Origin of the sequence: Sphingobacterium sp. MYb388 (assembly GCF_037479535.1) — a bacterium.
GTDB lineage: Bacteria > Bacteroidota > Bacteroidia > Sphingobacteriales > Sphingobacteriaceae > Sphingobacterium > Sphingobacterium anhuiense.
In genome coordinates, this window is sequence record NZ_JBBGYV010000008.1 from 258,814 (window position 1) to 277,366 (window position 18,553).

At 36.8% G+C, this 18,553-nt stretch carries 17 protein-coding genes; 8 read left to right on the forward strand and 9 right to left on the reverse strand.

Annotation, left to right across the window (positions count from 1 at the left end; all coding sequences use genetic code 11):
- Positions 1–42: 42 nt before the first annotated feature.
- From WH188_RS21565 to WH188_RS21590, 6 genes are all read right to left on the reverse strand, one after another.
- Positions 43–1,929, reverse strand: a complete 1,887-nt coding sequence (locus WH188_RS21565) for a RagB/SusD family nutrient uptake outer membrane protein (protein WP_168128338.1) — start codon at positions 1,927–1,929, stop codon at positions 43–45.
- Positions 1,930–1,941: 12 nt separating this feature from the next.
- Entirely contained in the window at positions 1,942–5,163 is a 3,222-nt protein-coding gene (locus tag WH188_RS21570) for a SusC/RagA family TonB-linked outer membrane protein (RefSeq protein ID WP_206368692.1), read from the reverse strand.
- Positions 5,164–5,912: 749 nt separating this feature from the next.
- Positions 5,913–6,785 (reverse strand): cysteine synthase CysM, encoded by an 873-nt coding sequence (gene cysM / locus WH188_RS21575; protein WP_132772112.1) that lies wholly within the window; start codon positions 6,783–6,785, stop codon positions 5,913–5,915.
- 1 nt (position 6,786) lies between these two features.
- Positions 6,787–7,596, reverse strand: coding sequence for a serine O-acetyltransferase (locus WH188_RS21580; protein ID WP_021189639.1), 810 nt, complete (start codon positions 7,594–7,596; stop codon positions 6,787–6,789).
- 65 nt (positions 7,597–7,661) lie between these two features.
- Positions 7,662–8,045: a DUF3037 domain-containing protein gene (locus tag WH188_RS21585; protein WP_021189640.1), complete on the reverse strand. Its 384-nt coding sequence runs from the start codon at positions 8,043–8,045 to the stop codon at positions 7,662–7,664.
- On the reverse strand, positions 8,023–8,820 hold the full coding sequence (locus WH188_RS21590; protein WP_021189641.1) for a HipA family kinase: 798 nt from the start codon (positions 8,818–8,820) through the stop codon (positions 8,023–8,025). The genes WH188_RS21585 and WH188_RS21590 overlap by 23 nt, the downstream gene beginning before the upstream one ends.
- A gap of 187 nt (positions 8,821–9,007) precedes the next feature.
- Between WH188_RS21590 and WH188_RS21595 the strand changes: the two genes are divergently transcribed.
- The 4 genes from WH188_RS21595 to WH188_RS21610 are packed head-to-tail and all read left to right on the forward strand — an operon-like array spanning position 9,008 to position 12,215.
- Complete coding sequence (locus WH188_RS21595; RefSeq protein WP_132844649.1) at positions 9,008–9,553, forward strand: DUF1599 domain-containing protein; 546 nt, start codon at positions 9,008–9,010, stop codon at positions 9,551–9,553.
- 1 nt (position 9,554) lies between these two features.
- Positions 9,555–10,745: a BT_3928 family protein gene (locus tag WH188_RS21600; protein ID WP_410528508.1), complete on the forward strand. Its 1,191-nt coding sequence runs from the start codon at positions 9,555–9,557 to the stop codon at positions 10,743–10,745.
- 4 nt (positions 10,746–10,749) lie between these two features.
- On the forward strand, positions 10,750–11,262 hold the full coding sequence (locus tag WH188_RS21605; protein WP_132772109.1) for a shikimate kinase: 513 nt from the start codon (positions 10,750–10,752) through the stop codon (positions 11,260–11,262).
- Positions 11,263–11,273: 11 nt separating this feature from the next.
- Positions 11,274–12,215, forward strand: a complete 942-nt coding sequence (locus tag WH188_RS21610; protein ID WP_132772108.1) for a glycerophosphodiester phosphodiesterase family protein — start codon at positions 11,274–11,276, stop codon at positions 12,213–12,215.
- A 171-nt stretch (positions 12,216–12,386) separates the two neighbouring features.
- Here WH188_RS21610 and WH188_RS21615 read toward each other — a convergent pair whose 3' ends face one another.
- On the reverse strand, positions 12,387–13,877 hold the full coding sequence (locus WH188_RS21615) for a succinate CoA transferase (RefSeq protein ID WP_021187814.1): 1,491 nt from the start codon (positions 13,875–13,877) through the stop codon (positions 12,387–12,389).
- 397 nt (positions 13,878–14,274) lie between these two features.
- On the opposite strand from WH188_RS21615, the gene WH188_RS21620 reads away from it, so the two are divergent.
- Both WH188_RS21620 and WH188_RS21625 read left to right on the forward strand, forming a co-directional pair.
- Positions 14,275–15,108, forward strand: a complete 834-nt coding sequence (locus tag WH188_RS21620; protein WP_021187813.1) for a helix-turn-helix transcriptional regulator — start codon at positions 14,275–14,277, stop codon at positions 15,106–15,108.
- 43 nt (positions 15,109–15,151) lie between these two features.
- Positions 15,152–15,994: a 3-keto-disaccharide hydrolase gene (locus tag WH188_RS21625; protein WP_132772107.1), complete on the forward strand. Its 843-nt coding sequence runs from the start codon at positions 15,152–15,154 to the stop codon at positions 15,992–15,994.
- Positions 15,995–16,133: 139 nt separating this feature from the next.
- Here the strand turns inward: WH188_RS21625 and rpsT are convergent, their stop codons facing one another.
- The gene (gene rpsT, locus WH188_RS21630) at positions 16,134–16,388 is read right to left on the reverse strand and encodes a 30S ribosomal protein S20 (RefSeq protein ID WP_132844653.1); all 255 of its coding nucleotides are present in this window, start codon (positions 16,386–16,388) and stop codon (positions 16,134–16,136) included.
- Positions 16,389–16,499: 111 nt separating this feature from the next.
- Between rpsT and WH188_RS21635 the strand changes: the two genes are divergently transcribed.
- Both WH188_RS21635 and sucD read left to right on the forward strand, forming a co-directional pair.
- Positions 16,500–17,033 carry an RNA methyltransferase gene (locus WH188_RS21635; protein WP_021187810.1) on the forward strand — a complete coding sequence of 178 codons (534 nt, stop codon included), beginning with the start codon at positions 16,500–16,502 and terminating at the stop codon, positions 17,031–17,033.
- A gap of 91 nt (positions 17,034–17,124) precedes the next feature.
- On the forward strand, positions 17,125–18,003 hold the full coding sequence (gene sucD / locus WH188_RS21640; RefSeq protein WP_132772105.1) for a succinate--CoA ligase subunit alpha: 879 nt from the start codon (positions 17,125–17,127) through the stop codon (positions 18,001–18,003).
- Between the two features lie 66 nt (positions 18,004–18,069).
- On the opposite strand, the gene WH188_RS21645 is transcribed toward sucD, so the two are convergent.
- A complete protein-coding gene (locus WH188_RS21645) occupies positions 18,070–18,552 on the reverse strand; it encodes a DUF4252 domain-containing protein (RefSeq protein WP_168128336.1) in 483 nt (160 codons plus the stop codon).
- Position 18,553: the final 1 nt, after the last annotated feature.

Genomic DNA, 18,553 nt, shown 5'->3' on the forward strand with positions numbered 1-18,553 from the left:
ACTTACTAAAGATAACCCATTTTATTAATTAGCTAATTAAAACTAGTAACCCGGGTTTTGAATCAACTTGGTATTTCTATTCATTTCATCTCGGTGAATGGATATGAAATACATTTTATCCAACCAATTTCTATTTTCTATCCCAGGTGCAATTGTATTCACTTTATAAGAGTAGCTATAATTGTCTGTATTATATTGGTAAAGACTCACAAGCTTACCCGCTTTTAAAGTCCCAAAAATATTAATTAAAGTAACTTGTCTCCCGATCGTTTCCTTGGCATTCATCCAACGGCGTGTATCAAAGAAGCGGTGTTCCTCATAAGCCAATTCAACACGTCTTTCATTACGGTACCGATCTTTTAATTTTTGTCCAGATTCATCGTTATCAATTGCAGGCATTCCGGATCTGAACCGAATTTTATTGAGCCATGTACGTGCTTCAGCATCCTCTCCCAATTCAAGACAAGCTTCTGCATAATTCAGTACGGCCTCAGTATAACGAAGTACTGGCCACGGCACACGTTGTCTGGTATTTTGATCAACAATCGCAGGATCCGCATCAACAAACTTACGCATATAATATCCCGTATAACTACCATTCCAATCTTCAACCGGAGAATTACGCGTATCTAACCCATACTGGATGACTTTCGCTCCCTTATCATTGATTACCTCATATTGACCTGTTTGGATTTGATTCGCAGGATCTCTCTTCTTAACATCATCTGTTCTTGGTTTCCAAGTAGCACCGTCATATAATATAGAAGCTCCAAGGCGAGGATCACGATTGGTATATATGTTTGCTGCGTGAACAGAATTATTCCAATTAAATTTTTCACCGGACAAAGTTTCATAATCATCAACCAGCAATTGCGTAGGACTATTCCCTGCCCAGTTATGATAGCCATTAGGTCCATTGTTACGCCCTACATAAGCACCACCTTCATCTTTCAAGTCATTAAAGAATCTTCCTAAAATTAAATCCCGTTTTGCATCAGCATCGGCAATTTTTGAATTCCCTCCCATCGCTAACGCGATATAATTTGCTCTCCCTTCTAAAGGAGAAACCGGTTCTGATAAGTTTAGTTTATATGCCAGTTCAGATTTATCCAGCACCGCCTTTGCTGCTGCTTTAGCTTTTTGCCATCTCTCTGTACGATTTCCAGATACATAACCTAGCAGTTCTGGGTTAGCATATGCTGATATAGTTGAAGATTTGGTCTTTGCCGTTGGTACATCATGCAAATCGGAAGCCGCATAAAGTAACACACGAGCTTTTAGAGCTAAAGCTGCAGCCTCATTGGTACGACCATCTACTTTTGCCACCCCACTCAATAAAGTAACTGCCTGTTCGCAATCTTTAACAATGAAATTGACGCACTCTTCATACGTATTTCGAGCAGCAGTATAATCCGTATCTTCAAGCGTATAAATCTTGGTAATCAATGGAATTGCACCATAGAAACGCAAAAGTTGCTGATAGTAATAGGCTCTTAAGAAATAAGCCTCTCCCAACATCTGTTTCGCTAGCGCTTCATTATTGAATTTTGGCGTAATAAGATTTTCGATCGCAATATTAGTCGCGCGGATACGCTTATACATATTCCCATACTCATATGAATCAACAATCCAGCCCTGATCCGCTGGATTGGACCTACTCTCCGTAATGGTATTGATTCCTCTACCCGGATGGGTAAACATGGACTCGTCTGTCAACGAGGCTAACATCTGTTCGTTAAAACCTCCCTGTCCAAATCCATTATATAGATCATTTACAAATGCCTGAGCGAGTCCTGCATCTGTCCATACAAGCTCTTTTGGAACCTCTGCCAATGGTTTGGTATTGACAAAATCATCATTACAGCTGGCAAATAATCCTGTAAATAATAATGCAGAAATCGGTATATAAAATAATTTTATTGTTTTCATAATGATAGCGAATTAAAAAGATAAAAGTATCCCTGTGTTGATTAATCGAGCTTGAGGATAGTAATGCCCTAAAGTATTAGTCGATTCAGGATCATACATTTTCAATTTGGACCAAGTAACTAAGTTCATACCGCTCGCATAAACTCTAAAACTTGAAATACCTAAGCGTTCCACAAGTTTCGCACTTAGATTATATCCTATTTCCACATTTTTTAGACGCAGGTAATTGTTTGAATGCAACCAATAGGTATTGTCTTTGGAATAGTACTGATCCGAACGATCGGTGATACGCGGATGTTCAGAACTAGGATTATCGATCGTCCATCTATTTTCATAAAATTCATGTAAGTAATTACCAATTGCACCAGATTCATCTGTCGCTATCCGAACTTCTCCACCCATAGCCCCTTGAAATAAGATGGATAGATCAAAATTCTTATACCGTAATCCCAGATTCAAACCACCTTGAAAAGTTGGATTCGTATTCTTATTTGTCCGCACACGATCATCCGGCGTAATCTTTCCGTCTCCATCATAATCTTTATACTTCATATCACCAGGTCTTAGATTATTCGTAATTGCCGAATAATCCAAGGTATTAGAGTTGATCTCTTCCTGACTTTTAAATACACCATCATATTGATAATACAACCCGGAATTGATCACTCTACCAGTTGTCTGCTGCCAAGATGGTGCTCCAGCAGCTTCATCCCAGAATACAATTTTATTTTTAGCATACCCACCATTGATGGAAGCACTATATCCCCAATCGCCTTTCTGATCGCGATAACCTAAATTAAACTCCCATCCTTTGTTATCAACTTTGCCGATGTTCTCAGCAGGTAACGTCATACCCGTACTTTGAGGAATAGATGCATTACGTCTCCATAGGATTGAGTTTCTTCTATTTTTAAAAACATCAAACTCAAAGTTAATCTTACCCCCTAAAAGCTGCGCATCAATACCTAAATTATAATTATTAGCAACCTCCCAAGTAATGAAATTATTTGGGACACGGCTTTCGTATAGGGTTTTAATCATTTCATCGCCAAGAATATAAGATCCAAATTTATAAGTGGAGAAGAATTGATATTCTTGTAGGAGATCATCATAAAAGACATTATCATTTCCCATCTGACCATAAGATGCTCGTATCTTAAAATAATTAATGGCTTTTATATTATCCTTCCAAAATCCTTCTTCTGAAGCGACCCAACCTAACATCGCCCCTGGAAAAAATCCATAACGCGTTTTCTCCGGGAACATATAAGAACCATCATAACGCCATAGCAACTCAGCAATGTACTTCGATTTATAATTGTAATTGATCCTTCCAAAATAATTCAATCTTGCACGCTCCCATGCACTACCGTCATTATTCTTCTCGGCATCACCACCAGCAAACAGATAATCGACCTTATCCGATAAGAAATAGCGTCGATAAGCTGAAAAGTTATCATTTTGGATTGTTTCTCTGTTTACCCCAGCTAGTATATTGAACGTGTGATCACCAATGACCTTATCATAAGTCAGCACACCGCCCAGCAATATATTCAACTGATCTTCATCAGATTGGTTTAACCGTGGATCTGCCGGACCTCTTTTGCCCGCTACCAATTGTGGAGTTACTCCATCAGCTTCATAAGCTCCCTGCCAAGTATACAGGTACCACGGCGTCTCCCAACGTTTAATTTTCTTAATGTATTTATCGACAGCTGCATTACCAGAAAACTTCAAGCCTTCTATCCAAGGAATTGTGATATCAATCTGTCCATTGGTTTGAAAATAATATCTTTTATCGCGTTCATAACCTGTTTCGTTAGTCGTGATCACAACAGGATTTTCACCATTTTCAATGTCAGGTCCAGGCATTCCATTTGGCCAATAAGCTGGTTGTGTAGGATTACCCCGCATCAACATTCTAAAGATGGTACCCGCTCCTTTGGTTGGGAAATTTCTATTTTCTTGACGCCCTAAAACTCCAAATTTGGTTGTGATGTATTTACTTATCTTGGCATCCAAGTTAATTCTTAAGTCATATTGTTTATATCCGGTTGCAGATTTTTTATAGTAGGCATCTTGATTCTGATATCCAATTGAGGTTAGATATTTCACCGCATCATTTCCTCCGGTAATCTGTACATTATGCTTCTCTTGAGGAGACCAATTCTTTAAGGTTTCCCCATACCAATCTGTATTAGGATGTCCCCAGGGATCACTGCCATCTTTAAATAATTGAACATCTTCTGGTGTAAAAGGAGCGGAAACAGCTGTATTGTTTGGACGGATAAAAGTACCGGTCGTTTTGAAGGCATTTTGTGCCGCAGCCCACTCTGCTACCGGTAATTTATAAATCTCGAGTTCATTTCGCAATTCGGAGTATTCAACGGCATCTGTCAATTTTGGAATGACCGTCGGTTGTGAAAATCCCTTATTAAAATTATACGATAATTTAGGTTTTCCGTTTGTTCCCCTTTTTGTCGTTACCAAAATAACTCCATTTGCCGCTCTGGCACCATAAATGGCTGCAGAGGCATCTTTTAAAACTGAAATATTATCAATATCTGCCGGATTTAATCTTTCAAAACCACCTTGGCGTGCCGGAATTCCATCAATAACAATTAGTGGACTCGAATTTCCTAAGGTATTGGTTCCGCGGATACTTATAGTTGACCCATCATAGCCGGGTTCTGCAGATCCATTCGTCGCAATTACCCCCGGCACCCGGCCTGCTAAGGCATTGGAAACATTGAGAGCTGGTGATTTTGATAGTTCAGAACCTTTTACAGCGACTACAGATCCTGTAACAGTTTCCTTCTTTTGCACCCCATAACCAACCACAACCACTTCTTCTAGGTTGGCGCTGGAACTAATGAGACTCACCATAATGCTGGTTCTTCCTTTAACTTCTTCATCTGTAGAAGTCATTCCGATCATTCGAAAATTCAACTTTCCGTCACTTGGAACATTTGTCAAAACGTACTCCCCTTTTTGATTTGTCTTGGTAGCGATATTTGTCCCTACAACAGATACAGTGACACCCTCAATTGGTGAACCATCATCTGTATTAGTGACAATGCCACTAACTGAAATCTTTTCTTGAGTCGAACTCATAAAAGTTAAACTCTTTGGATTTGCAAGCACTGGTGATTGGCAGATTGTAGATAAAGAGACGATAGCTCCCATCCAAAAGGCTTTCTTCCATTGCTGTTGACCTAAATTAAGATTGCTCATAATTTTTTAGTTTGGTTTAAAATAGTTGATGTTAATTAAATTAGGTAAACAGACTGTTTCTATTGGAAGTATACCAATAGTCTATTAAACAAGACCGTTATTTAATTTAATCGGTTTAAATTGGTAATGTATACAAAACACTAAGGCTGTATTATGTACACCAACTAAGTTATATCAAATTAAAGTTGTCTAAAAAGAAAAATATATCCTTTTATAAAAAAAATAGTTAAATTTCTCATTACCAGGAAAGTAAAAGTTGAAGAGTTTTTTTACCGTGTAACAGATGTTTGGCCGCAATAAGTTATTAACAATTTAATGTTAATAACTAACATAACGTGTTAATAATTGTAGTAATCTTAACTTATTAACACTTGGCTATTCACATATATTCTAGTTATTTATGGACAGTATAAATGAGTTTAAAAAGATTATCAAAAGAAGTATAAATGTTTAATACTTTTTTTTGTAAAACTTAAATTTAAAAAATAAAGCATTAAATACCATTTAATCAGCCACAAAGCAATAAATCCGGCATAAATAACTTATTCACATTTATGTTAAAAAATGTGGATAATATAAAATACCAATCTTATAGTTATCAACAATATTAATTCACAATGTGGATAACTTCAAGTAGAGAATCATCAAATCTGATTAAAAAGTAAAGATCTAGAAAATGAAATAACAAGGTAAAAAAAAGAGTCATCCGGAAGGGATGACTCTTTTTTCTAAAATTATAATAATACTACTTAGGCAAATAAGTCTGAGCTTAAATAACGGTCACCCCGATCACATGCAATAAATACAATAGTTCCTTCTTCAATTTCATTTGCTACCTTCAATGCGGCCGCAAATGCTCCTCCAGAACTCATACCTGCAAATATACCCTCCCTTTTCACTAACTCACGAGCCATCTCAGTAGATTCTTTCTGCGAGATATCTAGGATACGGTCGACACGAGAAGCGTCAAATATCTTCGGAAGATATTCCTCAGGCCAGCGACGAATCCCCGGAATGGATGACTCCTCAGTTGGTTGACAACCGACGATCTGTATTTCAGGATTTTTCTCCTTCAGATATATAGAGTTCCCCATTATCGTACCGGTAGTACCCATTGCACTAACAAAATGTGTAATCTTTCCTGCGGTATCACGCCAGATCTCCGGACCTGTAGTTTTAATATGTGCTTTATAATTATCGGGATTTGCGAACTGGTTTAAAATAAAATAATCTCCTGTGGCAGCTTTATCTTCCGCATAATCACGACAGATCTCCATGCTCTCTAATAATGTGACCTGTGCACCAAATGCCTGCATCGTTAATGTCCGTTCGCGCGTAGAAGTAACGGGCATTACTAGTTCTAAACTTAGGCCATAAATACCTGCAATCATAGCGAGTGCAATACCCGTATTTCCACTCGTTGCTTCAATCAACTTTGTATCCTTCGTAATTTCACCTCTTTCCATAGCCGATCGAATCATATTCAATGCAGCACGGTCTTTTACACTACCTGCAGGATTATTTCCTTCCATTTTAGCGTAAATCTTCACATTTCGATTACTATGAAATTTTGTGATTTCAACTAAAGGAGTATTGCCAATGGTATCAATGATATTTCCCATATTAAATTAAAGGTTTGGAATCTATAAATTTAGAATTTGCTTGATGATAGACAGTTGTATAAGGCTCTACAGAATTTGTCAACCACACATTTCCCCCGATAACGGAGTGATGGCCTACAACAGTATCGCCACCTAATATGGTTGCTCCCGAGTAAATAATGGTATGATCTTCGATTGTAGGATGCCTTTTCACATTGCATAAAATTTTCTCAACACTCAATGCGCCTAGCGTCACCCCCTGATAAAGCTTTACATAATTTCCGATAACACAGGTTTCACCTACGACTAAACCTGTACCATGATCAATATAAAGATGATGGCCGATAGTTGCTGCCGGATGAATATCAATGCCCGTCTTCGAATGCGCGTGCTCTGTTAAAATACGGGGTATCAAAGGAACACCAAGACGGTGAAGTCTATTTGCGATCCGAAAAATACTTATTGCGAAAAAACCGGGATATGTACGAATAACTTCCCGTTGATTCTTTGCTGCCGGATCGCCTGCTATTAAAGCATCAGCGTCTGAACACATCAATTCATATAATTGTGGTAATGATTGAAAAAAATCACGTGCAACAAGCGAGTGATCACATGCTTCACAAGCCTTTGATTTACTTAACAGTTGCTCTAATTCAAGCTCAGCTTGCTGAAAAGCAAGTTGCACTTCTGCGACAGATTTTATCCCACCTGCATTTCGCTCTGGAAATAACAGATCTAAGATCCCTACTGCCCAGCCTGATATTTTTTTATTGGAAGGCATTTCAAATACCTCCAATTGTTTTTGATAAATGTGTTCGTAAAAATCATTCATGGGTGTAATCCCTTTATGTAATAGTACAAATATACTATACTTATATGGTAGATAAAATATACAATTTATAAAACCAGCTTGTTAAAAAGAAGTTGTAAAGTTTCTGCCGGATCTTCACATAAACCGGGGTGTACCGGAGAACACTGGATAATTGTGCTTCGATTGGCGGTCAGCCATCTGAAACGTTCTGTCTGATCCAACGCAGCTAATTTGCCACCATCTTTTGCTCCTGTACATATTTTCACAAAAGATTCAAGATGAGCCTTTATCATTTCTATATCCATATCCGGAAATAAAGATCTGGCGCGCACTTCATCGATATCAAACAGAACATTTGCAAATCGGTATTTCCGGCAATATAACGCCACACCAACATTAATAAACTCTTCACGCTCCACACGTGGTACTAAGCGTACCACCGCATACTCATATAATGTTTTTTCGGGCATCTTCAATTTGATTTAAAAAATGATCAGCATGTGCTAAGCGCTTCATCAAAAAGGACACGTAAACTTCTCCCGCCTCAGCTGCAGATAAATCTCTCGATTCATCAACTAACCATTCACTTGGTATGATATCCACTATATTACGGATCACTTCTTCGGTTAATAAAGAACGGTATTGTCGGTCCACCGATTCAACTTGGTTGGCGTTCTTTAATAACACATGATCTTTTATCTGCACAAAGGGTTTTATAGCTTGCTCTTCCCAATTGTCCCAACTATGGTGGAAATATAAGGAAGCTCCATGATCAATCAACCATAATTCTTTATGCCAGATCAGCATGTTTGTATTACGGACCGTACGATCAACATTCATCAACAACGCATCGAGCCAGACAATTCGAGATGCTTCTTCAGGACTTATCTGATCAACATTGGCATCAAAAGTAATGGCCCCATTTAAAAAATGAACACCTAGATTTTTGCCAACACTAAATTTTAATAAATCTTGAATTTCCTCATCAGGTTCGGTTCTGGCAAAAGATTCATCCAAATCTGCAAAAACCATTTCAGGCATTCTGAGATTAAGAACACGGGCAATCTCTCCGCCTATCAACTCTGCAATTAAAGCTTTCTTTCCCTGTCCGGCACCTCTGAACTTAATCACGTAACTAAAGCCATCATCTGCATCGGCCAATGCCGGCAAAGAACCTCCTTCACGAAAAGGCTGTATGTAGCGGGTAATTCTAACTTCTCTTATTTCAGGTTTTTTAATTATCATCTGTCATCCTTTTATAATTTACCGATACTCAAGCGATAAATCCTTAAATCAAATATCAACATTTTTATTTTTTATTAGCGATATTCAGCTAAATTGGACATAATTGTGACGCATAAAAATGGTTAATTCTAATTATATTTGTAACAATAGTTCACTCACTTTCTCGTGAAATACGCAAATAATAGTTATGAATACGACTCAGGAATACAATACAGTTATCGAGCACTGCCAAGATTTATTTATCAAGAAAACGAAAGATTATGGAACAGCCTGGCGTATTATGCGACTTCCTTCTATAACCGATCAAATTTATATTAAAGCACAACGCATTCGTACTTTAGAGATCAAAAAAGTATCTAAAGTTGGGGAAGGTATTTTGGAAGAATATGTGGGTATCATCAACTATTGTATTATGGGTATGATTCAGCTCGAATTGGGTGAAGATGGTGAAGAAAATTTAAGTCCAGAATTTGTAAATGAAAAATACACGGAAAAAGTAAATGAAACACGTGACCTTATGCTTGCTAAAAATCACGATTATGGCGAAGCATGGCGCGATATGCGAATTTCTTCGTTAACAGATCTGATACTCATGAAAATTCACCGTGTGAAACAAATTGAAGACAATAACGGCGCCACCATCGCCTCCGAAGGAATTCATGCCAATTATCAAGATATGTTAAATTATGCCGTTTTTGCACTTATAAAAATGGGGTTAGCTCAATCAAACTAAAATTATGTCAGCAGTCATCAATAATAAATCGCAAAAAACAAACTATCTACTTTGCTTTGCGCGCATCTTTACAGGTCTTCTTTTTATGTTCTCCGGTTTTATAAAGGCAAATGACCCTACTGGCTTTGGTTATAAACTCGAAGAATATTTTCATGTTTTTCATACCGACTTTTTAAATGACTATGCTACAGCGATTGCTATCGTTGTCTGTGCACTAGAAATAATATTGGGTATATGGCTTTTGTTAGGTTTTTACAAAAAGCTTGTAGCGTGGGGTTTATTACTGCTGATCATTTTCTTCACTTTCCTTACTTTTTACTCTGCTTTTTTTGAAGTTGTTACTTCATGTGGTTGTTTTGGCGACGCTATTCCGTTGACACCCTGGCAGTCCTTTGGCAAGGATCTCGTATTGCTTGCTTTGATCTTAATCATTTTTGTTTACCGCAATCAAATTACACCACTCATTAAAGATCCGACCAATCGTGGCCTCGTAGCAACATTTACAGCAGTCCTATCTTTTGGCATTGGAATCTATACGTTCATGTATTTACCGTTTATAGATTTTTTACCTTATAAAATCGGTAATAATATCCCATCCCTAATGGTTCTACCTGAAGGAAAAGAAGGCGATGTTTATGAACAGATCTACAGCATGAAAAATGTTAAAACGGGGGAAACAAAAACCATTACCGATAAAATTTACATGTCTGAAAAAGTCTGGGAAGACACAAACTGGGAGATCGTTGGCGAACCGCAAAGTAAATTGGTGAAGAAAGGCTATCAGATTCCGATTACAGATCTTCTGATTACAGATGCTGAAGGAAATGACCATACCCAAGAAATAATCAATAATCCTTATTATAATTTAATTATTGTTGCTAAAGACCTGTCCAAAGCTAATGTAGAGGCTTTAGATAAAATCAATAAAATAGCGACAAAATTAACTGAAGATTACAATCTACGAATAGTGTTATTGACGGCCAGTTCTTCTGAAGATTCAGACTACCTAAGTGATAAATTACACTTAATTTCAGAAATATTCTATGCTGATCTTATTCCGTTGAAAAGCATGATCCGTGCAAATCCTGGGGTACTTTTATTAAAATCAGGAACCGTAATCGACAAATGGCATTACAATGCTATACCCGATGCAAAAGATATAGAAGAGCGATACTTAAGTTTAGATAAATAATAATATGCCAAAACCTATTTTTTTAATTGGTTATATGGGAAGTGGAAAAACCACTTTAGCCAAAAAGTTAGCAAGTAAATTAGAGTTACCTTTTATCGATACTGATGATGAAATCGTCAAAGAGATAGGCATGTCCATCACAGAATATTTTCAGTTGCACGGGGAAGAAAAATTTAGAGAATTAGAACGCAAGCAGTTACTAAAAACTGCGCAACAAAATGCAATCGTTTCTACCGGAGGTGGCTCTCCATGTTTTTTTGATAACATGCAGTGGATGAATGAAAATGGTATTTCGGTATATTTACAGATGTCACCAAAATCGCTATTTGATAGATTGTCTCAGTCAAAACCGAATAAAAGACCTATTTTAATCGGTAAAACTGAAGAGGAACTATTTAATTTTATTACTGAAAAACTAACTGAAAGAGAACCGTTTTATCAACAAGCTCATCTAATTATTGATCATATCAATACACCAATAGATGATCTCATCATTTTATTAAAGAAAAACCAATAACAAATCACTGTATGTTTAGAAGAATAAATCTCTTCCCTTTTTTAATTTTTACAACCGCACTTTTAGCATCCTGCTTTCGGACCGGCACATCTTCGGATGTTCTGGCGGGTAGTAAAACACTCAATTTAAAAACAGCAGAGGAGCTTTATCAATTTTTAACATACGATGAAAACCGATATCCGCTCATCAGCTTACATCGAGGAGGCCCTACAACCGGTTATCCTGAAAATGCAGTAGAAACTTTTGCATTTAACGCGAGCTACAGACCTGTCATTGTGGAATGTGATGTTAGGTTGACTAAGGACTCTGCTTTAATATTGATGCATGACAGCAACTTAAACAGAACAACTAATGGCTCGGGATCAGTAGATTCTAAAACTAAAAATGAATTAAAAGGTTTAAGATTAAAAGATCCTAATGGAAAGCTAACCCCTTATCGAATTCCGAGCTTGGAAGAAGCCTTAGCATGGGGCAAAGGTAGAGTCATCTTCACCTTAGATATTAAACAAGGGGTTCCCTATGATTTGGTGATCCGTGCTATTCGCAGTCAAAAAGCTGAAAGTAATGCCATAATCATTACGTATTCCGCAAATCAGGCTGCTGTTGTGCATAATTTAGCCCCTGACCTCATGCTATCTGCACCTATAAAAAATGAAGCAGATTTAGTGCGGCTCAATGATCGAGATATTCCAGATAATCGCATTATTGCCTTTCTCGGCACCAGAGAAGCGGATAAAAACTTAATAGAGCTACTTCATGAACATGGTATCATGTGTATATTAGGTACACTAGGAAATTTAGACCGCCAGGCCAAACAAAAAGGAGATCAACTATATGCCCGCTTTATTGAAAATGGCGCAGATATTTTGAGCACCGATAGACCCCTAGAAGCGGGACGCGTTTTAGACTTTTACATAAAAAAGAGAAATATAACTTCCAAATTTATTCAATAACGATGGTAAGACAAGAAGCAAGTAAAACTAAAACATGGTTAAAAAATAGCATATTTTAGAGTAAGCGAGCTTTTATCATTGTCTATTACCAATCATTGAATTGGGGACAAAAAAGTAAAGCAGCTATTCTTAAGAATAGCTGCTTTACTTTTTTATTGTATCACTCTTTTTTTATTTCTTCATACTTCCTTGATCGCGCAAATTCACATGCCAGCTAAATGCTTCTTCCAAGATATGTGGTGTATGGCCCCCGCGCTCACAGGCGCGGTCATAGTAGTCTTGTAACTGCTCTTTATAATCTGGATGAACACAGTTATCAATAATAACTTGAGCGCGTTCACGAGGAGCTAATCCTCTTAAATCAGCTAGACCGATATCAGTTACTAATATGTCAACATCATGTTCTGTATGATCAACATGTGATACCATGGGTAACACATGCGAAATACGATCTTCTTTTGATGCTGCCTGTGTAACGAATATACTTAAGTAAGCATTTCTTGCAAAATCACCTGAACCACCTATACCATTCATAATATTGGTACCTGAAATATGTGTGGAATTTACATTGCCATAAATATCAAATTCAATAGCCGTATTAATAGCGATAACACCCAAACGACGAATTAATCCTGGAGTATTTGAGATATTTTGCGGTCTCAAGACCATCTTATCACGATACTTATCCAAGTTTCCAAATACACGATCATAGCAGGGCTTTGAAACCGTAATGGAAGAAGCCGATGCAAAATCCATTACTCCCGCATCAATTAAATCAAAGGTACTATCTTGTAAAACTTCTGAGAACATCGTTAAATTGCGGAAATTACTGTCTTTAAAACCCATTAAAACAGCGTTCGCAACTTTACCTATCCCCGCCTGAAGCGGCAATAAACTGGAAGACAGATGTCCCATTTCTACTTCTTTCTCAAAGAAATTTAAGATATGACTGGCAATAGCCGTTGTCTTGGTATCTGGTTCTGCAATATCTGCCGGACTATCTTCGATATCAGTAAATACAATTCCAACGACTTTTGAAGGGTCTAAGGCAATTGTTTTTCGCCCAATTTTATTCTCAGGAGCTACTATAGGTATAACGTTTCTTCTTGGATAATCTTCGGCTTGATAGATATCATGGATGCCACGAATCTCCATCGGAACAGCTGTATTTATTTCTAAAATCACATGCTTGGCTAAAGCAGCAAAAGTTGCTGAGTTACCCACTGAAGTGGTCGGAATAATACTACCATCGGCTTCAATCGCTGCTACTTCAAGTACGGCAATATCAACAGAGGCTAAATTCTTATTGTGCAGCAACTCTGCTGTTTCACTCAAATGCTGGTCAATAAATAGGACTTCCCCGCTATTGATCTTTCCTCTAAGTGTTCGGTCCACCTGGAACGGCATACGCTTAGCAAGAACACCAGCTTCAGCCAGCTTACCATCTGTGCCATGACCTAAAGAAGCACCTGTGATCAATGTTATCTTTAAAGGATCTGTTTTCGCCCGGTCTGCCAAAGCTGGCAATACGACTTTGCTGTCTCCGGCTTTCGTAAATCCACTTGAGCCAACGATCATACCATTTTCAAATAGTTGTGCAGCCTGCTCTGCTGTAATTACTTTATCAAGTAAACTTTTAAGTTTAATTCTATCGTATGACATATTCCTTTACTTATTTCCCAATTTACTAATATTTACAAACATATTCTTAGTAATTGTTTGAATATTAGAACAAACAATATTAAGTTATTTTTTCTATGTCAATTTATTGCAATTAGTCACAAAATTATCCAATAAAGACGATATATTTGTAATTATTTATAAATCAGCATTTAATATTTTTTATCAGAAGAAATCGTTTTAATATTAAATATTTGAAAACACATAAAACACTATCAATCAACCTCTTAATTATTTAAAAAATTTCAAAAAATTAGTACACACTTACTTACATACCCAAATTAACAATCAATAATGGTGAGTATTAACTTACATTCATAAAGTAATACAAAGCTTTTGTATAAAAACTTTAACTTTGCAACGGAAACGGAAGGAAATCATGAATATAAAAAGCGATATAAAAGATCCCAAATATGTTAATCGTTATTACGTAACAGAAGTGGATTCTTTTGAGGATAGCATCTATTGTCACCATGCTATCATTGGCGAAAATTTTATTACCGAGCATGTGCACAATAAAGATCAATTTCTTTACACAGAAGGTGGTGTTGTTTTTTTAAAAACAGCTGAGAAGTCCTATTTTCTTCCTGCAAGACATTACATCTGGATACCGGCTGGCATACGCCACAGTATTCATCCGAGCACCCCTGATGTAGTTATGCGTAATCTTTATTTTCCAAAGTATGATACTGACCAGGAGTTCTACAAGAAGATAAGCATCTACCCTGTCGACGATCTTCTTAATGAGTTGATCATGTTCACAAACAGATGGAACGGTAATATTTTCCCTGTTGAAGAGCCTAAATATTCGCTTGCAAAAGCATTTAAATTATTATTACCTGAAGTCTCCCAGCACGAGCTACCATTGGCACTCCCCTATCCGAACAATCAAAAGCTAAAAGATATCGTCACCTTTTTAGAAAGCCGCATTGAGGAAAATGTAAGCTTTAAAACACTTTCTCAAAAATTCAACATCAGCGAACGTACATTAGCGCGTCTTTTCCAGAAAGAACTCAACATGTCTTTTATACAGTATTATACAATATTAAGAATGTTAACGGCTCTTAAACTTCTTTTAGATGAAAAACTGAGTGTAAATGAAGTTGCTCTGAAGGTAGGTTATAGTAGTTTGCCGACGTTCAGTAATACCTTTAATAAAGTGATCGGTGTAAGACCAAGCGAATATGTAAAGCAAAAACAATTGTTAATTTAATATTTTTAAGTATTTTAGTTCTCTAATACCTAAAATCTTAATAATGAATTATAAAAAACTATTTTTTAGTTTAGCAGGACTTGCCCTGTGTGTTTCAGTTGGCGCCAGCTCACTGAACAAGAAACCAAAACCATTACAATTGTTCAATGGCAAAGATATAAAAAATTGGACGCCAAAAATTAGCAAGCACGAGGTTGGAGAAAACTATGCGAATACGTTTCGTGTTGAAGATGGTTTATTAAAAGTAAGATATGATGGGTATGATCAATTTGATCAACAATATGGCCATTTATTCTACAACAAAGAATTTTCTGCTTACATCCTGCGTGTTCAATATCGTTTCGTTGGCGATCAAGCTAATGGAGGTGAAGGCTGGGCGTGGCGCAACAGTGGTGCTATGTTACATGGTCAAGATCCTAAAACAATGGCAAAAGATCAAGATTTTCCAGTTTCAATTGAAGGCCAGTTATTAGGTGGCGACGGAACAAATGAACGGACAACAAGTAATCTATGTACACCGGGTACAAATGTTGTCATGAACAATAAATTATTTACACCACATTGTGTAAGCTCTACATCGAAAACTTATCATGGAGATCAATGGGTAACAGCAGATTTTCTTGTCTTAGGAGATTCAATTATCCAACACTTTGTAAATGGAGAAAAAGTTCTCGAATATCAGAAGCCGCAATATGGTGGTGGAAATGTATCGCATTCTGACCTTCCAAAAACAAAAGCGGGGCAACTACTCAGTAAAGGAACAATCTCTCTTCAAAGCGAGAGTCATCCTATAGACTTTAAAAAGGTTGAGATTTACGATTTAGAACCTTATATGAAAAACCCAGCGGCTCTGAAAAAGGCAATTGCAGCGGTAATGGAAAAATAAGAAAAATAAAAAAGTGTCGAGAATCTCGACACTTTTATTTACATTCATTCGCTTGGAAAAGAGAAAATCCAGGGTAAAGTAAAAACATAAAGAAAAGGGATACAGAGAACTGTATCCCTTTATATATTATACTGAAAGCTTAAACTAAACCGTTAACAAATTTAGTTAACTTAGATTTGTTGTTAGAAGCTTTTTTCTTGTGGATTACATTTTTCTTAGCCAAACGATCAAGCATAGAAATTACACGAGGCAATAAAGTTTTAGCTTCTTCTGCTGAAGTAGAAGTGCGTAATTTTTTAATTGCGTTACGAGTAGTTTTTGCTTGGTAACGGTTTCTTAAACGCTTTGTAGCGTTTGCTCTAATTCTTTTGATCGCTGATTTATGATTTGCCATTTTTTAGCTAATTTTTATTCGTTCTTTACTTAAAATTCGGAATGCAAAAATAACATCTTATTTCTAATATTCAAAATCTATTTTAAAGTTTTCTATACTTATCTTTGCAACATGCAAAAATTATCCATGGATCAGCTGCAACGTGCTGATGTTGAAACATTCAAAAACCAAGAGAAAACAGCTATCACACTCGTTCTAGACAATGTGAGAAGTATGCATAATGTCGGATCAGCTTTTAGAACGGCTGACGGATTTGCAATAGAAAAAATATTCTTATGTGGTATCACGGCTACACCTCCACATCGCGAAATTGAAAAAACAGCTTTAGGTGCGACACAAACGATTCCATGGGAACATGTCGAGGAAACTACGGAAGCAATTAAAACTTTAAAAGAATTGGGATATACCATTATTGCGATCGAACAAGCCGAAAACAGTGTACTATTACAAAACTTTATACCTGCAAAAGATGCTAAGTATGCTTTAATATTTGGCAATGAAGTGAATGGTGTCGATGAAGAAGTCATGACATTAGTGGATTATTGTATCGAAATTCCGCAATTTGGCACAAAACATTCCTTCAATGTATCTGTCACAATTGGTATCGTAACTTGGGATTTTATTCAAAAAAGTAAGTTCTCTTAATTTTTTATCAATTAAGGGGATATAAGTATTTATATTACTTCCTATTTCCAATGCAAAATAGTAGATTTGTGATGCAAAATTTTAAGAAGAAATGAGTGTATTAGTTAATAAAGATTCAAAAGTAGTTGTTCAAGGTTTCACTGGAACAGAAGGTACTTATCATGCTAGTCAAATGATCGAGTACGGAACAAACGTAGTTGGTGGTGTTACACCAGGAAAAGGTGGTCAAACACATTTAGACCGTCCCGTATTCAATACTGTTAAAGATGCTGTAGAAAAAGCTGGTGCTAACGTTTCTATTATTTTCGTACCTCCTGCATTTGCAGCAGATGCGATTATGGAAGCTGCTGAAGCAGGTATCGAAGTAATCGTATGTATCACTGAAGGTATTCCTACTAAAGATATGATTCAAGTAAAATCTTACTTGAGTGACAAAAATTCTCGTTTAATCGGACCAAACTGTCCAGGTATCATCACTGCTGATGAAGCTAAAATTGGTATCATGCCAGGTTTCATCTTCAAAAAAGGTAATGTTGGTATTGTTTCTAAATCAGGAACATTAACTTACGAAGCTGTTGATCAAACTGTAAAAGCTGGTCTAGGTATCACAACTGCTATCGGTATTGGTGGTGACCCAATCATTGGTACTACAACTAAAGAAGCAGTAGAATTATTAATGAATGATCCAGAAACTGAAGCGATCATCATGATCGGTGAAATCGGTGGTGGTATGGAAGCTGAAGCTGCTCTTTGGATTAAAGAAAATGGTACTAAACCAGTAGTAGGTTTCATCGCGGGTCAAACAGCGCCTCCAGGACGTCGTATGGGTCACGCTGGTGCTATTGTTGGTGGTGCTGACGATACTGCAGCTGCTAAGATGAAAATCATGGCTGAGTGTGGCATCCGTGTAGTACAATCTCCTGCTGAAATCGGAAAAGCAATCGCTGAAGAATTAGCTAAGAAAAACTAAGCGTAAGCTTTATATATAAAAAAAGCCTTGCAAAAAATTGCAAGGCTTTTTTATATATACCCCCTTCTACTTACTGTTACCAGTCAACTCCATTGGAATCTTTCCTTTTAGCATGACAGTTATTCTGGAATCATCTTCCGATTTCACATCAATTAGTAAATCCTGCGCATTATTCTGATCAAAATCTGTTGTCAACATCTGCACTGCCACACCATCTGTTTCTACAGCATACAGCGTTTTTAAATCTGCTTTTTTTATAGCATTTTCAAGAGCTTTAGATTCTTTAGCTTGCTCAGCCCCAATTTGGCAGATGACCAAATCGTGAATATCTTTCAATAAAGAATCGGGAACAAATTGTTTAATATCCATAAACAAATCTCCATCGCTAAGTTTGTTTACATCTTTTATATTAGCACCACTAAATCTAAAGATGTCTATCCCTTTTTGTTTTTTCGGCAATGAATTTACAAATTCATTAACTTTAGAAAGCTGTGCCTGAGCGGTAAACACGCTAAAAACAAGTGCAATTGCGGTTATTAACTTTTCCATA